This is a genomic window from Nocardia sp. SYP-A9097 (assembly GCF_009649815.1).
GTDB lineage: Bacteria > Actinomycetota > Actinomycetes > Mycobacteriales > Mycobacteriaceae > Nocardia.
On the sequence record NZ_WJIC01000011.1, the window covers coordinates 134,336 to 152,672 of the forward strand.

16 protein-coding genes are annotated in these 18,337 nt (G+C 66.5%); 8 read left to right on the plus strand and 8 right to left on the minus strand.

The window, feature by feature from the left end; translation table 11 throughout:
- Positions 1–124 precede the first annotated feature (124 nt).
- Together GFY24_RS41200 and GFY24_RS22660 are read right to left on the minus strand one after the other, a co-directional pair.
- Positions 125–547 (minus strand): hypothetical protein, encoded by a 423-nt coding sequence (locus tag GFY24_RS41200; RefSeq protein WP_194852981.1) that lies wholly within the window; start codon positions 545–547, stop codon positions 125–127.
- A gap of 179 nt (positions 548–726) precedes the next feature.
- A complete protein-coding gene (locus GFY24_RS22660) occupies positions 727–1,005 on the minus strand; it encodes a hypothetical protein (RefSeq protein ID WP_153807079.1) in 279 nt (92 codons plus the stop codon).
- Positions 1,006–1,483: 478 nt separating this feature from the next.
- Here GFY24_RS22660 and GFY24_RS22665 point away from each other — a divergent pair, with 478 nt between their 5' ends.
- The 4 genes from GFY24_RS22665 to GFY24_RS22680 all read left to right on the plus strand — a co-directional run bounded on the left by GFY24_RS22665 (position 1,484) and on the right by GFY24_RS22680 (position 6,592).
- Entirely contained in the window at positions 1,484–2,947 is a 1,464-nt protein-coding gene (locus tag GFY24_RS22665) for a carbohydrate kinase family protein (RefSeq protein ID WP_228566561.1), read from the plus strand.
- A gap of 127 nt (positions 2,948–3,074) precedes the next feature.
- Positions 3,075–3,917: a GTP cyclohydrolase II gene (locus GFY24_RS22670; RefSeq protein WP_153807080.1), complete on the plus strand. Its 843-nt coding sequence runs from the start codon at positions 3,075–3,077 to the stop codon at positions 3,915–3,917.
- Between the two features lie 88 nt (positions 3,918–4,005).
- Positions 4,006–4,629 (plus strand): GTP cyclohydrolase II, encoded by a 624-nt coding sequence (locus tag GFY24_RS22675; RefSeq protein WP_309231216.1) that lies wholly within the window; start codon positions 4,006–4,008, stop codon positions 4,627–4,629.
- Between the two features lie 133 nt (positions 4,630–4,762).
- Positions 4,763–6,592 (plus strand): long-chain fatty acid--CoA ligase, encoded by a 1,830-nt coding sequence (locus GFY24_RS22680; protein ID WP_153807081.1) that lies wholly within the window; start codon positions 4,763–4,765, stop codon positions 6,590–6,592.
- A gap of 158 nt (positions 6,593–6,750) precedes the next feature.
- Here GFY24_RS22680 and GFY24_RS22685 read toward each other — a convergent pair whose 3' ends face one another.
- The gene (locus tag GFY24_RS22685; protein WP_194852982.1) at positions 6,751–8,061 is read right to left on the minus strand and encodes a hypothetical protein; all 1,311 of its coding nucleotides are present in this window, start codon (positions 8,059–8,061) and stop codon (positions 6,751–6,753) included.
- A 128-nt stretch (positions 8,062–8,189) separates the two neighbouring features.
- Between GFY24_RS22685 and GFY24_RS22690 the strand changes: the two genes are divergently transcribed.
- A complete protein-coding gene (locus GFY24_RS22690; protein ID WP_309231195.1) occupies positions 8,190–8,747 on the plus strand; it encodes a TetR/AcrR family transcriptional regulator in 558 nt (185 codons plus the stop codon).
- Positions 8,748–9,012: 265 nt separating this feature from the next.
- Here GFY24_RS22690 and GFY24_RS22695 read toward each other — a convergent pair whose 3' ends face one another.
- The 3 genes from GFY24_RS22695 to GFY24_RS22705 all read right to left on the minus strand — a co-directional run bounded on the left by GFY24_RS22695 (position 9,013) and on the right by GFY24_RS22705 (position 12,374).
- Positions 9,013–9,549, minus strand: a complete 537-nt coding sequence (locus GFY24_RS22695) for a YbhB/YbcL family Raf kinase inhibitor-like protein (protein WP_309231196.1) — start codon at positions 9,547–9,549, stop codon at positions 9,013–9,015.
- 25 nt (positions 9,550–9,574) lie between these two features.
- A complete protein-coding gene (locus GFY24_RS22700; RefSeq protein ID WP_309231197.1) occupies positions 9,575–10,924 on the minus strand; it encodes a M20/M25/M40 family metallo-hydrolase in 1,350 nt (449 codons plus the stop codon).
- Positions 10,925–11,156: 232 nt separating this feature from the next.
- On the minus strand, positions 11,157–12,374 hold the full coding sequence (locus GFY24_RS22705) for a hypothetical protein (RefSeq protein WP_153807084.1): 1,218 nt from the start codon (positions 12,372–12,374) through the stop codon (positions 11,157–11,159).
- Between the two features lie 178 nt (positions 12,375–12,552).
- Here GFY24_RS22705 and GFY24_RS22710 point away from each other — a divergent pair, with 178 nt between their 5' ends.
- Entirely contained in the window at positions 12,553–13,581 is a 1,029-nt protein-coding gene (locus tag GFY24_RS22710) for a phospholipid scramblase-related protein (protein WP_153807085.1), read from the plus strand.
- A gap of 152 nt (positions 13,582–13,733) precedes the next feature.
- Positions 13,734–15,260, plus strand: coding sequence for an FAD-dependent oxidoreductase (locus tag GFY24_RS22715; protein ID WP_153807086.1), 1,527 nt, complete (start codon positions 13,734–13,736; stop codon positions 15,258–15,260).
- Between the two features lie 158 nt (positions 15,261–15,418).
- On the opposite strand, the gene GFY24_RS22720 is transcribed toward GFY24_RS22715, so the two are convergent.
- Positions 15,419–16,642, minus strand: coding sequence for a hypothetical protein (locus GFY24_RS22720; RefSeq protein ID WP_153807087.1), 1,224 nt, complete (start codon positions 16,640–16,642; stop codon positions 15,419–15,421).
- Positions 16,639–16,911 (minus strand): hypothetical protein, encoded by a 273-nt coding sequence (locus GFY24_RS22725; protein ID WP_153807088.1) that lies wholly within the window; start codon positions 16,909–16,911, stop codon positions 16,639–16,641. The genes GFY24_RS22720 and GFY24_RS22725 overlap by 4 nt, the downstream gene beginning before the upstream one ends.
- A 135-nt stretch (positions 16,912–17,046) precedes the next feature.
- Here GFY24_RS22725 and GFY24_RS22730 point away from each other — a divergent pair, with 135 nt between their 5' ends.
- The gene (locus GFY24_RS22730; protein ID WP_309231198.1) at positions 17,047–18,177 is read left to right on the plus strand and encodes a glycosyltransferase; all 1,131 of its coding nucleotides are present in this window, start codon (positions 17,047–17,049) and stop codon (positions 18,175–18,177) included.
- Positions 18,178–18,337 lie beyond the last annotated feature (160 nt).

Genomic DNA, 18,337 nt, shown 5'->3' on the forward strand with positions numbered 1-18,337 from the left:
GCGCGGGCGCGATATCGGTTCGGCGGTAAGGCGTTCGCGCTGTCGAGCCGGTAGCCGGGCACGGGGCCGGCGAGTTCTCGCATCGGATTTGAATATGTGTTCGGTGCAACGGATTTCGGGACCCTCACGCCCAAAGATGTTGTGAGCGGGCCCCGGAGGCCGACGGTGCCAGAGCCCCCGGGATGAGGGTGCCGCCATACCAGCCGCGCAGGAGCGGCTCCGGGAGTTCGATATCGGTGCGATGGTGCGGCAGAGCGTCGTGATGCATCCGTTCGGCCATCCGCTGGGCGAGCATGACCACCGCGTGCTCGACCAGAATCCCGAGCCGCGCCGCCCGCTCCGCGGCCTCGGAGTGCGCGGCATCGTCGAACACGACCTCCGGATCGGACAGGATCTCATCCAATTCCATTCCGGCGTGCGCCTGTTCGCGCGTCAAACGTTGTTCGGGCAGCCAGCTCAGCGACCACATCTGCTCCCCGTGCGCGCGGCGCGCGTATTCGGGGGTGATGTCGCTGGTCATCTCCCGATGGGTGATATCGATTGTCACTGCGGGGTCCTCCCTGGGTCGTCCGCGCGGGCGGCGGGTCCTCGCCCCACCCGCGCTCCGATATCCCGGCCACCGGCGATCGCCCGTGCCCGGGTGTGTCTGCATTGTGATGGCGCACTCCACCGCGCCGCCTCGCCACTGAGGTGCACCGGCCACCGGCCGGCCGGAGTCTTCGATCGTCACGGCCTCCCCCGCTCCATCATCCGCTGATGCAGCACCGCCATGACGTGTTTCACGCTGGTTCCCAACTCCCGCGCCAGAACCTCCGCCCGCTCCCCCGGCTCTTCGGGCAAACAACACAATTCGGCCAGTTCCATGGCATTCCGAGCCTGTGCGACGGTCAGCGCCACCTCCGGCCACCAACTGATCTCCCACGCGGGCTCGGCCCGATCATTGCGCCGCCGCGCCCACTCGGGACAGCTGCTACAGGTGATCGATCGACTGCTCTCATAAATCACGACGGTTCTCCTCGTGGTGAAGTGCCGTCGCGTGGCTACCGGTCTGTGGGAACCCCGGAACCGGCCGATCGAATTGTGTTGATCAGCCGGTGGTGTCGCTACCTGCACGATGTGTGTGCGGACGACGGCATGGCTGGTCGTCTGGAATGTCCAGGCGGCTGGATATCTGCCTACGGGGCAACGGTATTCGGTTCAAGGTCGGACTCGGAGTCACGTCGGCCTACCTTGCTGCCCCGCCACATTCGTCGTTTGAAAACAACCGCTCCCGACACCAGAACCTCCGAACTGTCTGGTGGAGGCGTAATTTCGCCTAACCTAGGATGGCATTTACCGTTCAGTTCCGGCAATTGCCGATGCCACAAGGGAATTGACGGTTTGCCTGTCCGGTAAACCTGACCAACGGTATTGTTGGGAGCGAATGATGGGAAATGACACTCCGCGTCGCACCGGCCGTGCAACGGCACCGCAGGACCCAGGCATGGTCGCAGTGCGAGGTATTCTGACCCGCCTGCGGAAGCGGTCCGGACTGAGCTCGGATCGCTTGGACAGCACCGAGATTGACATCACGACCTTGCTGCAGCTCAGTGTCGTGCGTCGCTATGTGCATCTGAGTGGGACGGCACCCAGGCCCGCCTTACTGCGGGTGATAGCGCACGTTGCCCGGCAGCTGCCCCCCACGCAACAGTTGATAGTCGACGCCGAGCTGTGCTTGGGGTTGCTTGAAGGACAGCCGGCCAGCCTGGTCGATCCCAGCCGGCTGTACGCGCCGGATCTCGGCGATCGCCGCGTCTATCTCACCGAGCAGTGGCAAGGGCTACACCGTGCACTGGGAGTGCCTGCCCCTCCTCCCACGCCGAGTGTGCGGACCCTGCGTGACACACCCGAACAGCAGGCATTCACCGCGCTCGCGGAGCTGCTCACCACCGGGTCCGAGCTCGATATCGTGCGGATGGCGGAATTGGATGCGGGACAAGCGAATACCGCACCCCGTCGAGGCACAGTGACTGTGATCGGCGACGCCGTGACCGATTTGATCAATGTCGTGGAGACCTTCCCGGAACCGGGTTCCGCGCTGTGGGGCGATTTCGACCGCCACCCGGGTGGAAAGGGGCTCAACCGCGCCGTTGCGCTGGCACGGCTGGGGTTCGATTCCCGGCTGATCGCATCGATAGGGGCGGACGCTGCCGGCCGTGAGATCGTGGACTACCTGCGGGAAGAGGGCGTAGACACGAGTTTGGTGAAGGTCACCAATGGAGGTACGACCCCTGTCACCACTGTGATCCAGACACTCGAGGGCCAATCCTCCTATATCGCATTCAGGCAGGACCGGCTTCGGCTCACCGAGTCCGATTTCGAGAGCCCGGCCGTGCGTGGAGCGATCCGACGCTCCGATGCGGTGCTCGTGACGTGCGAGCAGCCGATCGACATCGTCGCCCGGGTACTCGCAATGGTGCATTCGATGGACCCCCGGCCCTGGCTCATCATCAACACCTCGCCACCGACGGTGTTTCCCCGGCATATGCATGAGCATTTGGAGGTGGTCGACTACCTGATCGGCACTCGAAAGGAGGTGGCGGCGACCTGGCCGAACAGCTCGGCGGATCAGTCGACAAATCGGTTGTTGCAGTTGGGTGTTCGTGCGGTCTGCATACTCGAGGATGTCGGCTGCAGAGTTCGATCGCTCGGCGTCGATGTGGTGATTCCGCACATCGACAACGGAACACCCTTCGTGGCGACCGGAGCATCGTCGGCTTTCACCACGGCGCTGGTCTATCGCTTGACGACAGCGAGACGTCCTGCCGAACGTTCGGACTTCGAGTGGGCCGTGCGGGCAGTGTTCGCGCGGCTGCCTGTGCTCAATATTCCCGATGCGATGCCGTCCGCGGACCGGATCGACCGGATGGTGGCCACCGAACCGGAAAACAGACCCGGGAGCCCGTGAGCAAGTAGTCCGCTCGGTCACGCGCCGTGTGTCGCGGCGCGCGATCCCTGCAAGGTGGGTGCATTATCGTCGCGTGCGTTTCGGTTGGGGCTTCGCGCCCTCCTCTGCCCTTGCCCTCGACACAGACATGGCTACCGCACCTGTATCGGATACCCGGCATACCTTCACGCGGGCCGGCCGTACCATCCCGGTCGAGGTGCTGGAGATCCAATCCCGCGGGGACGGCGGGCACGCTCTGATATTCGGGAAGATCGGCGATGATTGCCTGGTCCGTATCCACTCACGATGTCTCTACGGCGACGCGTTGTCATCCCAGGATTGTGACTGCGGTTACGAGCTGTCGGCGGCTATGGACATGATCCAGGCTGCGGGCAGTGGGGTACTCGTCTATCTCGAACAAGAGGGCAGAGGGGCCGGACTGGTCGCCAAAGCACGCGGATATCAAGTCAGTCAGCGCAGCGGCATCGATACCTTCGCCAGCTATGCCAGGCTCGGCTACAACCCCGATACGCGCACCTACTGCGCGGCCGCAGCGACACTGCAAAATCTCGGGCTGAGACGTATCCGGCTGCTGACCAACAATCCGGAGAAGGTGGCAGCTGTCCGTACAGTGGGCATCACGGTAGAACAACTGCCACTGCGCATGGTGCCGCAGAATCGGGCGGCCGAGGCATACCTCGAGGCCAAGCGGCGCTACCGCGGACATCTCCTGCCACAGCACTGGTGGATCTATCGCATGGTCAACGTACTCGTGCTGATGGTAGTCATCGTCACCCTCACCAGCTGCTACCTCGCGGTGGCCGAGGTAGCCGCGTTCGAACAGTTCATGTTTATTACGACAGTGCTGGCCGCGAGCGTGTGGGGATGGCCACGCACGCGGTTCGTTCGTGCGCGAATTCGCTTGCTCGGCAGTCGTTTTACCAGGTTTCAACCGAACTCGACAACGGTGGACGACAACACTCGGCCATAATTGCCAGAGGCACACATGAGCTGGGGCGGCCGTGAAAGAGCTTCAGGCGACTGCACATTCGCTGACGCGCAAGGGGCATGAGCTGTCCGTGCGGGTCAGTGACTTGCGGACGGATTCCGGGGTTGGGGAGCTGCTCGGTCACATACTCGTTTTCGGAGATCCGGGAGAAGGGTGTCTGGTGCGGATTCATTCCCGTTGTCTCTACGGTGATGCGCTGGGATCCCAGGACTGTGATTGCGGTGCGGAGCTCGATATGGCCATGGATCTGATCCAGGACGAAGGCCACGGTGTATTGATTTATCTGGAGCAGGAGGGCAGGGGGTCGGGGCTCGTCGTCAAAGCGATGAGTCTGAGGTTGGGGGCGCAGATCGGGGTGGACATTTTCACGAGTTATCGGATGCTGGGGCATCCCATCGATTCGAGGTCGTATGGGCATGCGGCGCAGGCGTTGTCGGGATTGGGGATCCGATCGGTGCGGCTGATGACGAACAATCCGGACAAGGTGGCGGCGCTCGAGAGGGCGGGGTTCATTGTGACGACCGTGCCGCTGCTGACCGAACCGCGCAGCGAGCGAGCGAGGCTGTATATGGAGTCCAAGCGAGTGGTAACTGGGCATTGCCCGCCGACGGGTGGGCAGGGTTGGCCGGTGCGGGTGGTGCGGGGCGCGTGGGAGATTGTCCAGAATGTTCGCATCGCTGGTTGGGTGATGTAGTGCGAGACACAGCGGCGATCTTCTGACTAAGCTGAGTGAGCCGCGCCACAGTTGGCCTGGGGTCGATCGGGTTCGCGCAGGTCGGATGGGTGCGCGTGTGGTGGGTGTAGCGAGAGGCAATCGGAAAAGGGTTATGACGACAGATATCGGCTATCCGCACAAATCGGGCAAAACGGTCTATACGATTCCGGCGGCGTTTCAGGAGACGTTGACCTTGCGGCCGGAGCAGATCGCGATCAGGACGGTGGGGGGTACCCGGGAGATCAGCTGGCGCGAGTATGGGGAGCATGTTCGCAGCATTGCGGCCGGGCTCGCGGGGTTGGGGGTGCGGCGTGGGGACACCGTCGGGATCATGCTCACCAATCGGCCCGAGTTCCATCTCGTCGATACCGCGGCACTGCATTTGGGTGCGACGCCGTTCTCGATCTACAACACCAGTTCCGCCGAGCAGATCGCGCATCTGTTCACCAATGCCGAGAACAAGATCGTGATCACCGAACCGGCGTTCCTGGACGCGGTGCGCGGCGCCGGTGTGGAGCTCGAACATATTGTGCTGGTGGAGGGTTCGGCCGCGGGCACCCTCACCCTCGCCGAGGTGGAGGCCGCGCCGGCCGCCGATTTCGACTTCGATGCCGCCTGGCGGAGTGTCACCGCCGATGATCTGGCCACGCTGATCTACACCTCCGGCACCACGGGCCCGTCCAAGGGCGTGGAGCTGACCCATCGCAATGTGGTCGCCCAGATCGTGGGGCTGGTGGCGGGACCGCTCACCGTCGGCCTGGACGATCGTTCGGTGTCGTATCTGCCCGCGGCCCATGTGGCGGACCGGATTTCGGGGCACTGCGCGAACCTGTTCACCGGCGTGCAGATGACCTGTGTACCCGATCCGCGCGAGATCGCCGCCGCGCTGCCCGATGCCCGTCCCACCGCGTTCTTCGGGGTGCCGCGGGTGTGGCAGAAGATCAAGGCCGGAATCGACGCCAAACTGGCCACCGAGCCCAGCGCGGTGAAGAAGGCCCTGGCCAACTGGGCGATCGGCGTCGGAGTGAGCGCCGCGCGCGCGGACCTGTCCGGCAACGGCCGCGGACTGCTGCTCGAGGTGCAGCACAAGCTGGCCGATGCCCTGGTGTTGTCGAAACTGCGGCACGCCTTGGGATTCGACGAACTCAAGGTCGCGGCCTCCGGCGCGGCGGCCATCCCGCCCGAGACCCTCGAATACCTGCTGGGGCTGGGGTTCGTGGTCACCGAGGTGTGGGGGATGTCGGAGTGCTCCGGCGTCGGCAGCTACACCCCCCTGGACAAGCCGAAGCCGGGCACCGTGGGAATTCCCATGCAGGACACCGAGGTTCGACTCGCCGAGGACGGTGAACTGCTCATGCGCGGGCCGATCGTCACGCACGGCTACCGCAAGATGGCGGACAAGACCGCCGAGGCGATCGACGGTGACGGCTGGCTGCACACCGGCGACGTGGCCACCATCGACGGCGACGGATACATCACCATTGTCGACCGCAAGAAGGAACTGATCATCACCGAGGCGGGAAAGAACCTGTCTCCCACCAATATCGAGAACACCGTGAAGGCGGCCTCGTCGCTGGTCGGGCAGGTGGTGGCGATCGGTGACGGCAAGGCGTACATCGCCGCGCTGGTCGTACTCGATCCCGATACCGCGGTGGTGCGCGCCAAGGCGCTGGGCACCCCCGACGCCGATGTGAAGGCACTCTCGACGCGCCCGGAGATCATCGACGAGATCAAGGCCGCGGTGAGCACCGCCAATGCCAAACTCGCACGCGTGGAACAGATCAAGCGATTCATCGTGCTCGACGCGGGCTGGGAGCCCGGCGGTGACGAACTCACCCCCACCCTCAAGCTCAAGCGCACCCCGATCAGCGGCAAGTACGCCGCCGAAATCGCCGCGCTGTACGCCACACCCGCGCCCGACAATGTCGTGAACCTGGGCTGAGATCGAAAAGCACTGTGGCCCCGGATGATTCGTCCGGGGCCACAGTCGTACCCGGGTGAGAGTGTGACCACTCCGGCCAGTGCGACCGCTCTCGGCCGGCCGGGCGCGGTTGTGTCGACCCGCCGAGTACGGCTGCCGGGCAATGAATTCCGCGTGGATCAGGAGCGGGCGACGACGGCGCTCAACCTGCCCAGCTGCGCGGTCATGGCGAGGGCCACGCGCTCCATCTGCGAGTGGCTGTGCTCGGCGGTGTCGTACTCGACCTGAACGGTCAGTCGGCCGCCGACGGTGAAGATGGTCATCTTCGGCGGCATGCCCGGAGCCATGGCGAACACCTCGTCCCGGACGAATTCCAGCGCCTCGGGCAGTGAGTGTGCCGGCACCCGGCCGATATTGGACAGCGCCAGGGTCGGTGGCGCACTGAAGAGCGCGGCCGTGACCTCGTCGAGCGGCCGCTGCGAGGCCCGCATGAACATGGCGGGGAACCGCGACTCGGCCGCGGCGTGCATCCCGGCGGCCACGGCCACCGCCACTTCGATCGGGTGCGAATCGGAATCGACGAGGACCGGCGTCCCGGACCCGGCGGCACAATTGAGCACCGTCGATTCCGGCAGTGCCGGAACGAGTTCCGGGCGCAGATCCACAGCGTGCCCGCACATCAACGGCACCGGTCCGGCCCCGGGCACGAACTCGGTGCGGACCGCCGCCATGGCCGCACCCGCGAGCAGGCTGTTCACCGAAAAGCCCTGTGCGCGTGCGGTGGCCACCAGCGCCGCGGTCGCATCCGCGCTCAATTCGATGCGTCGCATCGCGAGTCGGCCCTCCGGATCGCCGCCGCTGTGACCGTCACGCGGCAACCGCACCGGTGCGGACGCCGGATCCATGGCCATCGCACCCGCGCGAACCATATCGACGAAGGCGTCGACCTCGGCATCGCCGATCAATCGCGCGAGTTGGGTATCGACCCCGTCGGGCAGGTCATAGCTCCACTCCGGTTGCGGCAGTGGCGATCCCGATACGCGCGCGGTGTAGCGCCGCCACATCTGGTCCAGCAGCGGGAAGACCGAGCGCCCGTCGGAGATGCCGTGATGCAGGATCAGCACCACCTGGGTGCGGTCGCCCTCGCGCAGTAGTTGGGCGCGGAAAAGCCCTGCGCGCCAATCCTGTCGGGTATTCACCAATGTGCGGTAGGCCGCCGCGCCGCCGGGATGCACCTGCACGCTCGGCCGGTAGGAGTCGTCGAGTTCGAACCGCTGCACCCCGTCCCGCCCGGTGGCGACCCGGGCGCGCAGCAGCGGATGTGCGGCGGCGAGGTCGGCGAGGACCTCGCGCAGCACCGCGGCATCGATGTCGCCGCGCACAGTGCTGCCGATGAACAGCGGCATACCGCCGACGGGCACGCTGCCCACCCGGGTGTCGTCGCCGAAGTAGCTGATCTCGAAGGGAGAAAGGGGGCGTTGTGTGGTCATGATTTCCGGCTTTCCTGCGGTGGACCTGGCGAAATCGAACATACACACGTTTCAAACAGTTGTCACAAACAGATGTTTGAAACGAACGTCACAAACGTACGTTTGAATCCGCTGCTATGCTGCACGCCGTGGGAACCCGAGAAGATCTGCTCGCCGGCGCGAAACAGTGCCTGGCCGAACGCGGCCTGGCCCGCACCACCGTGCGCGATATCGTGGCCGCCTCCGGTACCAACCTGGCCGCCATCAACTACCACTTCGGCACCCGCGACCAGCTGCTCAATCAAGCCATGCTGGAGTCGACCGCCGAATCGGTGAACCGGATCCTGACCTCACTGCCCGAAGGCGAGGACCTCGACTCCGATGAGCGCCTGACCTTGTTCTGGCGCAAGCTCATCGAATCCTTCGCCACCGACCGCGCGCTGTGGTCGGCCAATGTAGAGGCCATGGCGCAGGCCCTGCACTCCCCCGAACTGCGCACCGAGATCGGCGCGGCACAGGTCCGCGCCCGCACGGGTCTCTCGGAAGCCTTGGGCGACAACGACCCCCGTATCGGTGCGATCGTGCAGACCGTGATCGGCGGCCTCCTCGTGCAGGCTCTCGTCGAGCCCGGAAACGCCCCGACCGCCGAGGACCTCACCGCCGGAGTCCGTGCGCTGGCGGCGCTCTCGGACCCGCGCCACGACTGAGGCGCCGGCTTGGGTTGCTCCCCATCACGAGCCCGCACGTCCCGGGGCCGCCCTCCCGTGCGCGCCTACCTCGACGTGATGGTCAGTGGGATATGTCCGGCGTGCTCGAGCAACACCGCCATGTCGGCAAGTGCCCCGCCCCGCCCGGCATGTTTTCGGCCGGGATCCACACCCCGGCAAAGGACAGCGCGAGGACTCGGCAGATGCGCGCCGGAACAACAGTGGCCCCGAGCGATTCGCCCGGGGCCACTATCGACAACGCGCTCTACTTCTGCTCGTGCGTGCCGATCAGCGTCGCGCGCCCGATGGCGTTCATGAACAGGTTGAAGCCCAGGTACGCGGGTGAGGCGTTCTCGTCGACCTCGAGCTTGTCCACGCCGACCGCGTGCACGACCACGAAGTAGCGGTGCGGGCCGTGGTTGGCGGGCGGGAACGCGCCGGTGTACTCGTGCAGGCCCGCGTCATTGCGCAGCACCACGGCGCCTTCGGGCAGTGTGCCGCCCTTGCTGCCCTGGCCGGACTCCAGGCTTGTGGTGCTCGCGGGGATATTCGCCACCACCCAATGCCAGAAGCCCGAGGCGGTCGGTGCGTCGGGGTCGAATACGGTGACGGCGAAACTCTTTGTCTCAGCGGGGAATCCGCTCCAGCTCAGTTGCGGGGAGATGTCCTTGCCGCCCGCGCCGCCCAGCGCGCTGACCTGATCCATATGCAGCGGCTTGCCCTCGCTGATCTCGCTGGAGGTGAGGGTGAACTCGGGCAGTTGCGGCAGTGGGGCGTAGGGGTTGTATGAATAGTCGGGCACGGGCCGTCCTTTCGATCGCAGACTGTCAGCAGTTCAGCAGGAAGTGTTCCAGTACGCTCGCACCGAATTCCAGTGACGCCACCGGGACGCGTTCGTCCACGCCGTGGAACAATGCGCTGAAATCCAGGTCCGGGGGCAGTCGCAGTGGTGCGAAGCCGAAGCAGCGAATTCCCAAGCGCGCGAAGGCTTTCGCGTCGGTGCCGCCCGAGAGCATGTACGGTACGGTGCGGCCGTGCGGATCGTGGGCGAGGATGGCGGCGTTCATGGCGTCGACCAGGTGCCCGTCGAAAGTCGTTTCGTACGAGTCGAGTTTGGTGATCCACTCGCGTTCGACATCGGGGCCGATGAGCGCGTCCACCTCCTTCTCGAACTCGGCTTGGCGGCCGGGCACGACACGGCAGTCCACCACGGCCTCGGCGGTCTGCGGAATCACATTGGCCTTGTACCCGGCCTGCAGCATGGTCGGATTGGCCGTATCGCGCAGGGTCGCACCGATAATGCGGGAGATGGTGCCGAGCTTGGCCAGTTGGCCTTCGATATCGGGGCTCGACGGATCGAACCTCAGACCGGATTCCTCGGCGACCGCGGCCAGGAACTCCGCCACCGAATCCGAGACGACCAGGGGAAAGGTGTGTGTGCCCAGGCGTGCGACCGCCTGCGCCAGAATGGTGACCGCATTGTCCTCGTGCAGGAACGAGCCGTGCCCGGCGCGGGCCTTGGCGCGCAATCGCATCCAGCCCAAACCCTTTTCGGCGGTTTCGACCAGATACAACCGGCGCTCACTGCCATCGGGTCGCGGCACCGTGAGCGAGAATCCGCCGACCTCGCCGACCGCCTCGGTGATCCCGGCGAACAGATCGGGCCGATTGTCCGCCAGCCACTGCGAGCCCCAGCGGCCGCCGTTCTCCTCATCGGCGAGGAACGCGAAGACGATATCGCGCGGCGGCACCGTGCCCTCGATCTTGAACTGCCGGGCCACGGCCAGCATCATGCCGACCATATCCTTCATATCGATGGCCCCGCGGCCCCACACATAGCCGTCGCGAATGGCCCCGGAAAACGGGTGCACACTCCAGTCCTGCGCCTGGGCGGGCACCACATCCAGATGCCCATGCATCATCAGCGCCCCGCGGCTGGAATCCGCGCCCTGCAAGCGTGCGAACACATTGCCGCGTCCGGGCGCGCCGGACTCCACATATTCGGTGGTGTATCCGGCCTGCTGGAGTTGATCGGCCACCCACTGCGCGCATTCGCGCTCGCCCTTGGTGGTCTCGAGTTCGCCGGTATTGGAGGTGTCGAACCGGATCAGCGTGCTGACCAGGTCCACCACCTCCGAGACGGCACGGGAGGTACGCGCTTCGCCAGTTTGGGACACGTCCCCTTTCCTACCACCTCGCCACGCCGCCGCCCCCGGCCCCCGCCGTGTCGCGCCGGCGGCGATGCAGGTGGTGGCCACCGCCCGCGATTGAAATCACCCCTGGCCCAACCCTTTCCCGGAATCCCGAGGTATGCGATCAGCCCGGGTGCGGCACATTCGGCGACTGTGCACCGGTGGCGGTGATACGCACCGAATTCCGCCATGAGTGCACGCTCGCCGACGGGGGTGATCAGCGCAGCACGCGCAAGGTCATGGTGAGGGTGGCCAGGAGCGAGTCCAGGCGTTGGTCGGCGATGCGGCGTTCGAGGACTTCGGGGTTCAGACGGGTGGAGGACGCCCACAATTCGCCGATATGGGCTTGGGCGGCGACGTCGGTGGCGGACAGCACCCACAGCAGCGGAGCCCACAGGCGGGCGGCCTGGGCGATGGCGGGGAGCATGACCAGGGTCGAGGAGTCGAGTTCGGCGAGTTGGGTTCCGGCGCGGCGGCGTACCTCGGCGGGGGTGCGGGCCAGGGGTTCCAGGACGCCGCGCCACAGGGCGAGTTCGCTGCTGCCGTCGACCGCGGTGACCAGGGTTTCCGCGGCCTCGGCGATCACGGGATTGAAGGCGAGTTTGGTCAGGGCCGAGCGGCTGAGCTGGCCCGCGAAACGCAGCAGGTCGTCGGTGGCGTCGGCGGCCAGGAAGGTGGTGAGCAGGTCGGCGACGGCCGAGGGTGGAGCGACCTCGAAGAGAATATCGCCGACGGCGACGATCACATCGGGGGCGCAGCGCGCGAAGACCGACAGCGCGGCCAGGCGCAGCTCCTTGGAGCCGTTGATGACCGTGCCGAGCAGGCCGGGAATCCGCTGTCCCGGTCCCGAAAGCAGTTGCCGCACAATAGCACTGATGCTCTCACCGGAGTAGGCGTAGGCGGCCGAACGGATCAGCCCCTCGTCATCGGGGACGTCCTGCTCCACCGCGCGCACCAATTCCGGTGTGGCATAGGCCAGGAACGGTCCCGCGGTGATGTAGTCGCGCCGCCGCAGCAGTTCATTGACGATCGCGATGACCGGTGCGGTGGGCGCGTCGTCGGCGAGCTGTCCGACGGTGCGCGGGTCCAGATAGGGCGCGCAGTCGGCGGCATACTCGATATTGAGCCGCAGCAGCGCGTCCACGGCTTTGCGCGGATGCTGGACGCCGACAGCGCCGGCCGCGCGACCGGTCATGGCCGGGGGCACCATGCGCTGCACGATGGGCAGCGAAATGCCGAGCGGAATGATCGGCACCAGTGCGCTGATCCGCTCGAAAACCGGTGTGTGCTGGTCGAACAGCGCGCCGGACATGCGCTGTTGCAGGTCGTTGAGCCGGTGCGCGCCCAGGCGCTCGAGGTGTTCGATGCGTTCGACCGGGACGTGCAGGGTCCGTGCCAGCAGTACCAGTTGGGCGCGAGTGACCAGATCGGTCATAGGCCGGTCCGAGTCGCGAAGGCTCCGCCAGAGGCGAAATCGACTGTGGCAGACATGTTTTCCCCGTCCTAGGGTGCCCGTATCCGGTGCGCCCGTGTTCGACCGCCCATCATAGGCGGGCACATGCGACGAAAACCGCAAAAAGTGCAGACTCACAGGACCCCGTTAGGATGCGGCCATGAGTCATCCCCCGGGTTGGTATCCCGAGAGTCAAGGTTCCACCGTGCTGCGCTGGTGGGACGGCGCGCAATGGACGAATCACACTCAGCCGCAGCAGCAATCGGCACAGGCACAGCCTCAGGCGGCCCAGCAAACGCACGGGCAACAGCAGGGGCAGTACGGACAGCAAGGCCAGCAGTACGCACCGGCCGGGCAGCAACAGCATCAGCAACAACAGGGCTATGCGAAACAGGGCCAGCAGCAGGGCCAGGCGTACGGTCAGCAGCAGTACGCGCCGCAGGGTCAGCAATACGGTCAGCAGCAGTACGGTCAGCAGCCCAGTGACGCGCACGCGCTCGAACTCGAGATCGGCGGCGCGCACGATCCCTCCGCGATTCAGCGGCAGGTGCAGCAGCAGGCCGGGGTCGGCGCGACCCAGGCCGGTGGCGGCACCGTGTTCACCGAGCCGATCCTGGTGGTGAACCAGAAGGTCAAGCTCATCGAAATGGCCAATGAGTACAGCGTTTTCGATCAGCACGGCCGCCAGATCGGCGCGGTGGTGGAGGTCGGGCAGAGCGCGCTCAAGAAGGCCGTGCGCTTCATGTCCAGCTACGACCAGTTCATGACGCACAAGCTGGAGATCCGCGACGGCCAGGGTCAGACCATGCTGCGCGTGACCCGCCCGGCCAAGGTCTTCAAGTCCCGCTTCCTGATCGAGCACGGCAATGGTCAGCCGATCGGGGAGATCATCCAGGAGAACATGATCGGCAAGATCAACTTCTCCTTTGTGGTGAATGGCCAGCAAATCGGCGGGATTCGCGCCGAGAACTGGCGCGCCTGGAATTTCATGATCCACGACCACACCGGTCAGGAGGTCGCCCGCATCACCAAGACGTGGGAGGGCCTGCTCAAGAACATGTTCACCACCGCCGACAACTACGTCGTGCAGATCCACCGCCAACTCCCCCAGCCCCTGCTGTCCATGGTTGTGGCCTCGGGCCTGGCCATCGACACCGCCCTCAAGCAGGACTCCCGCGGCTGGGGCTGATCCCGCCACCATGACCGCACTTCGGGTCGCACACCACGCGGTGTGCGACCCGAGTCGTTTTCGAGGGCGTGCGGGGCGGTGCCACGCCGGACGTAAGCGGTATGCAAGACAGCGCAAGTGCGGGGCAATCGGGCATCGGCAGAGTGATTCTCATGAACGAGACACGCGATGTGGTGGTGGTCGGAGCGGGACCGGTCGGGCTGATGCTGGCTTGCGAACTGCGGCTGGCCGGGGTGGATGTGCTGGTGCTGGAGCGACTGGCCGAGATGGATCTGACGGTCAAGGCCGGGGCCGTGAATGTGCCGACGGCACAGGCACTCTCGCGTCACGGCCTACTGCCGGAACTGCAGGAACAACATGACGCCTCGATGGCCAGGATGGCGACCTTCCTGCGCGGCATGGGTGCGGAGCCGCGCCCGGCGGGCGAACGCCTGGTGCCCGGGCATTTCGCCGGAATCCAACTCGACGGTGCCGCAATCGATCTCGATGATCCGGCCTTCCAGGACGCGGGCCCGGCCGCGGCGGCCTGGTTCGTCTCACAGCAGGGCATCGAGATCGTCTTGGCCCGCCGCGCCCTCGAACTCGGGGTGGAGATCCGCCGGGGCGTCGAGGTGACCGGGTTCGACGACGACGGCGTCGGCGTCACCCTCGACTGCGCTGACCGCACGGTGCGGGCGGGCTGGCTGGTCGGCTGCGACGGCGGGCGCAGTATCGTCCGCAAGATCGCGGGCTTCGACTTCCCCGGCCTGGATCCGGAGATCACCGGCAGGCAGGCGCTGGTCGAGATGACCGGCGCGGAGGCCGTCGCCCCCGGCTGGCACGCCACCCCCACCGGCATCTACGTGTACGGTCCCATGCCCGGACGCTTCCTCACCGTCGAACTCGACGGGCCGCCCGCAGACCGCACCGCACCCATTACCGCGCAGGAACTCGAACAGAGCTTCCGCACAGTGACCGGCGTGGAAGTGCGCATCAGCAATGTGCTTTCGGCGACCCGCTTCACCGACAACACCCGCCAGGTCCCGGACTACCGCAAGGGCCGCGTCCTACTCGCCGGTGACGCGGCGCACGTGCACTCTCCCTTCGGCGGTCAGGGCCTGAACCTCGGCATCGGCGACGCGGTCAACCTCGGCTGGAAACTCGCCGCCGTCGTACGGGGTTGGGCCCCAACGGATCTGCTCGACACCTACACCGCCGAACGCCACCCCGTCGGCGCCTGGGTCCTGGACTGGACCCGCGCGCAAGTAGCCCTCATGCGCACCGACCCCCGCAGCCGAGCCCTGCGCGCGATCACCACCGAACTCCTGTCCACCCGCGACGCCGCCACCGCCATCTTCAAGAAGATCTCCGGCGTCCTGCACCGCTACGACCTCGGCGGCACCCACCCCTTGACCGGTGCGATCACCCCGGACCTGGAACTCGCCAACGGTACCCGAATCGGCGACCACTTCCGCACCGGCCAAGCGGTCCTCTTCGATTTCACCGACTCTCCCGCCGTGCGTGCCCCGGCCGCCGCCCACCCCGACCGAGTCCAGGTGATCACCACCAAACCCGCTCAACCCCACACTGTTTCAGCCATCCTGGTCCGCCCCGACGGCATCGTCGCCTGGGCCACCGATACGTCCGACACCACAGGATTACCGGAGGCACTGACCCGCTGGTTCGGCCCCGGCAACTAGCCGCGCGCACCCGCCCCGACTGCCGACTGTGTAGCTAGGGCGGTGGTATGCCCGAATCTCCGCCCTGGGTGCACACTCGGCCGGGGATCGGACGCGGGCGACTACGCCGACCATGACCGGCCCGCCGCATTTCGTGGCCAGGCCGGTCGGCTCGAAACTCAGTGCGCGATCTGCAAGGTGGCGGCGAGTGCCGAAAGCTGTTCGCTCAGATCGAGTTCGGTAATGCGTTCTGCCAATTCCCGCCGGTCGGGATCCGCCAGCATGGACCACGCCTGCCCGATGCGCGATTGCGCATCGGGTTCGGCGACGGCGAGAACGCGCAGCACTGACGGCCATAGATCAGCGGCGGTCAGTATCGCGGGCAGCTGCGCCAGCGCGTCGGCCTCGAGGTGCGACACGGTTGCGCCGATGCGGCGCGCGAGAGCGGGTGCGGTGCGCTCGGCCAATTCCAGGAGTCCGCGCCAGGTCGCGGCATCGGTGCCGCCGTCGATCGTGGCGGTCAGCGTGTGGATCGACTCCTGTTCGGTCAGCACTGGATTGGCGGCCAGCAGATCCAGTGCCGACGGGCTCAGTTGCCCGACGAACCGCAGCGTCTCCGGTATCGCGCCGGCCGCGATGAAGGTGCGTACCAGGGCCGCGATGTCCTCGGCCGACCCCTCGTCGAACAGGATGTCGCCGATACCGACGATCACATCGGTATCGCAGCGCGCGAACACCGACACCGCCGCCAGCTTCAACTCATCGGATCCCTTCAAGATGGTCTGGATCAGCCGCGGAATCCGCTGCTCGATCCCGTCCAGCAGATGCCGCACCACCATGCTGATGCTCTCGCCCGAATAGGCGTACGCGGCCGAGCGGATCAGGCCCTCGTCATCGTGGGTGCCCCGCTCCACCGCCTTGATCAATGCCGGTGTGGCATAGGCGAGGAACGGTCCGGCGGTCACATAGTCGCCGCGGCGCAGAATCTCGTTGACGATCGCGACCACGGGCTCGGGCGGGGCGATATCGGCGAGCTGACCCACCGCATGCGGATCCATATACGGTGCGCCGTCGGCGGCGTAGGACGGTTTCAGCATGCAGACCGCCTCGGCCGCCTTACGTGGATGCTCCACGCCGATGGCCCCGGCCGCGCGCCCGGCGATCACCGCCGGCACCACGCGCTGCACCAGCGGCAGCGAAATACTCAGCGGAATGATCGGCACCAGCATGCTCAGCCGCGCGAACGTCTGATTGTGCTGGGCGAAAATGACTTTCGCCATGGCCTCCTGCAATTCGTGCAGGTGTCGTGCGCCGAGTTTCTCCAGGTGCGCCAGGCGTTCGGCGGGTACGTGCAGGGTGCGGGAGAGCAGGGTGATCTGCGCCCGGGTGACCAGATCGCTCATCCCAGCCTGTTTCCGAACATGATCTTCTTGGCCGCGGTGCTCAGCGGCCACGGCAGCGCGGAGACGGTTTTGTCGACCGCGGCCACCATTTCCTCGGTTTCGGTGCGCTGTGCCTGCCGGAAAACCTCCAGCAGGTCGGCGGTTTCGGCCTCGGACAGCAGTTCGAGCGCGGCCAGCGGCCCACCCAATTCCCGCTCCAGCTGAGCTTTGGCGTCCACCATGATTCCCCTTGTCCCCGAATGACCCGGATCACTATCCGGTTCCGTCACCAAGGTCTACCAAGATCGATGGCCCCGCGCCAGACCCTGAAGCGGCTCAGGCGACCACGGTTCGTCGACTGGAGTTCATACGGCGTTGGTCGCGGGGGTGCCGCCGGTAACCCGGTGCCCTGCACGATCAGCCAAGTGCGCATCGTGCAGCTGGCGAACTTCTATGGGCCGAGGTCGGGTGGGCTGCGCACGGCACTGCACCATTTGGGTGCGGGATATGTGGCGGCCGGGCACGAGGTGATGCTGATCGTGCCGGGGCCGCGGCGGGCCGAAGAGCTGCTGCCGTCGGGGGTGTGGCGAATTACGGTGCCCGCGCCCGCGATTCCGTGGACCGGCGGATATCGGGCCGCGCATCCGCGCCGGGTGGCCGATGTGCTGTCCGGGCTGCGGCCCGACGTACTCGAGGTGTCGGATCGGTTGACCCTGCGCGGATTCGGGCGCTGGGCGCGGCGGCGGGACGTGGCCGGGGTGATGATCTCGCACGAGCGCCTCGACCGGCTGCTCGGGCAGGTGCTGCCCGGGCCCGCGGCGCGGCGGGCGGCGGACGCGGCCAATCGGCGCACCGCCGAGAACTACGACATCGTGGTCTGCACAACACAATTCGCGCGCGAGGAGTTCGAGCGCATCGATGTGCCGAATGTGGAATTGGTGCCACTCGGCGTCGACCTGGACATGTTCAGCCCGACCCGCTGCGATCTGCGGCTGCGCACCGATCTCGGCGCGGCGGACTACCCACTGCTGGTGCACTGCGGTCGCCTGTCCGTGGAGAAGCGGGTGGACCGCAGTATCGAAGCCGTCGGCCGACTGCGGCGCGAGGGCATCGACGCGCGGCTCATCGTCGCCGGTGACGGCCCGCGCCGTGAGGCCCTCGAGCGCCGCGCCCGCACCCTCCCGCCATTGCGCGACGGTCTTCCGGCAGTGCATTTCACCGGATTCATCAATGACAGAACGGAATTGGCGACCCTGCTCGCCACCGCCGACGTCTCGCTGGCTCCCGGCCCGCACGAAACCTTCGGTCTCGCCGCCCTGGAAGCCCTCGCCGCGGGCACGCCGGTGGTGGCCAGCCGCTCCTCGGCGCTGGCCGATATCGTCACCGCCGACTGCGGTGCGGTGGCCGCCGACCACCCCATCGCCTTCGCGCGCGCCGTCACCGATGTGCTGTCCCGGCCGCTGTTGCAACGCCGCCAGGCCGCCCGCACCCGCGCCGAGCAATTCACCTGGCCCGCAGCGGTTTCCGGCATGCTCGGACTCCTCGGCTCCGCCTGAGAAGTGCCCTAGGGGGCACACCGCCCGGCAAGCGCGTCTCGCGACACCACCCACGTTCCACCATCCGCGTGCGCGGTGGTTCGGGATGCCACCCGCGTCAGAACATGTTTGCGCGCGATGGTTCGGGATTTCGCCCTGCGCCGGAACCCGTGTGCGCGAG

Excerpts from the sequence above, each read along its gene's own strand:
- GFY24_RS22710 (WP_153807085.1), top strand. The coding sequence starts at position 12,553 with ATGAGTCATCCCCCGGGTTGGTATCCCGAGAGTCAAGGTTCCACCGTG.
- GFY24_RS22680 (WP_153807081.1), top strand. The coding sequence starts at position 4,763 with ATGACGACAGATATCGGCTATCCGCACAAATCGGGCAAAACGGTCTAT.
- GFY24_RS22715 (WP_153807086.1), top strand. The coding sequence starts at position 13,734 with ATGAACGAGACACGCGATGTGGTGGTGGTCGGAGCGGGACCGGTCGGG.
- GFY24_RS22720 (WP_153807087.1), bottom strand. The coding sequence starts at position 16,642 with ATGAGCGATCTGGTCACCCGGGCGCAGATCACCCTGCTCTCCCGCACC.
- GFY24_RS22705 (WP_153807084.1), bottom strand. The coding sequence starts at position 12,374 with ATGACCGATCTGGTCACTCGCGCCCAACTGGTACTGCTGGCACGGACC.
- GFY24_RS22670 (WP_153807080.1), top strand. The coding sequence starts at position 3,075 with ATGGCTACCGCACCTGTATCGGATACCCGGCATACCTTCACGCGGGCC.
- GFY24_RS22685 (WP_194852982.1), bottom strand. The coding sequence starts at position 8,061 with ATGACCACACAACGCCCCCTTTCTCCCTTCGAGATCAGCTACTTCGGC.
- GFY24_RS22665 (WP_228566561.1), top strand. The coding sequence starts at position 1,484 with ATGGTCGCAGTGCGAGGTATTCTGACCCGCCTGCGGAAGCGGTCCGGA.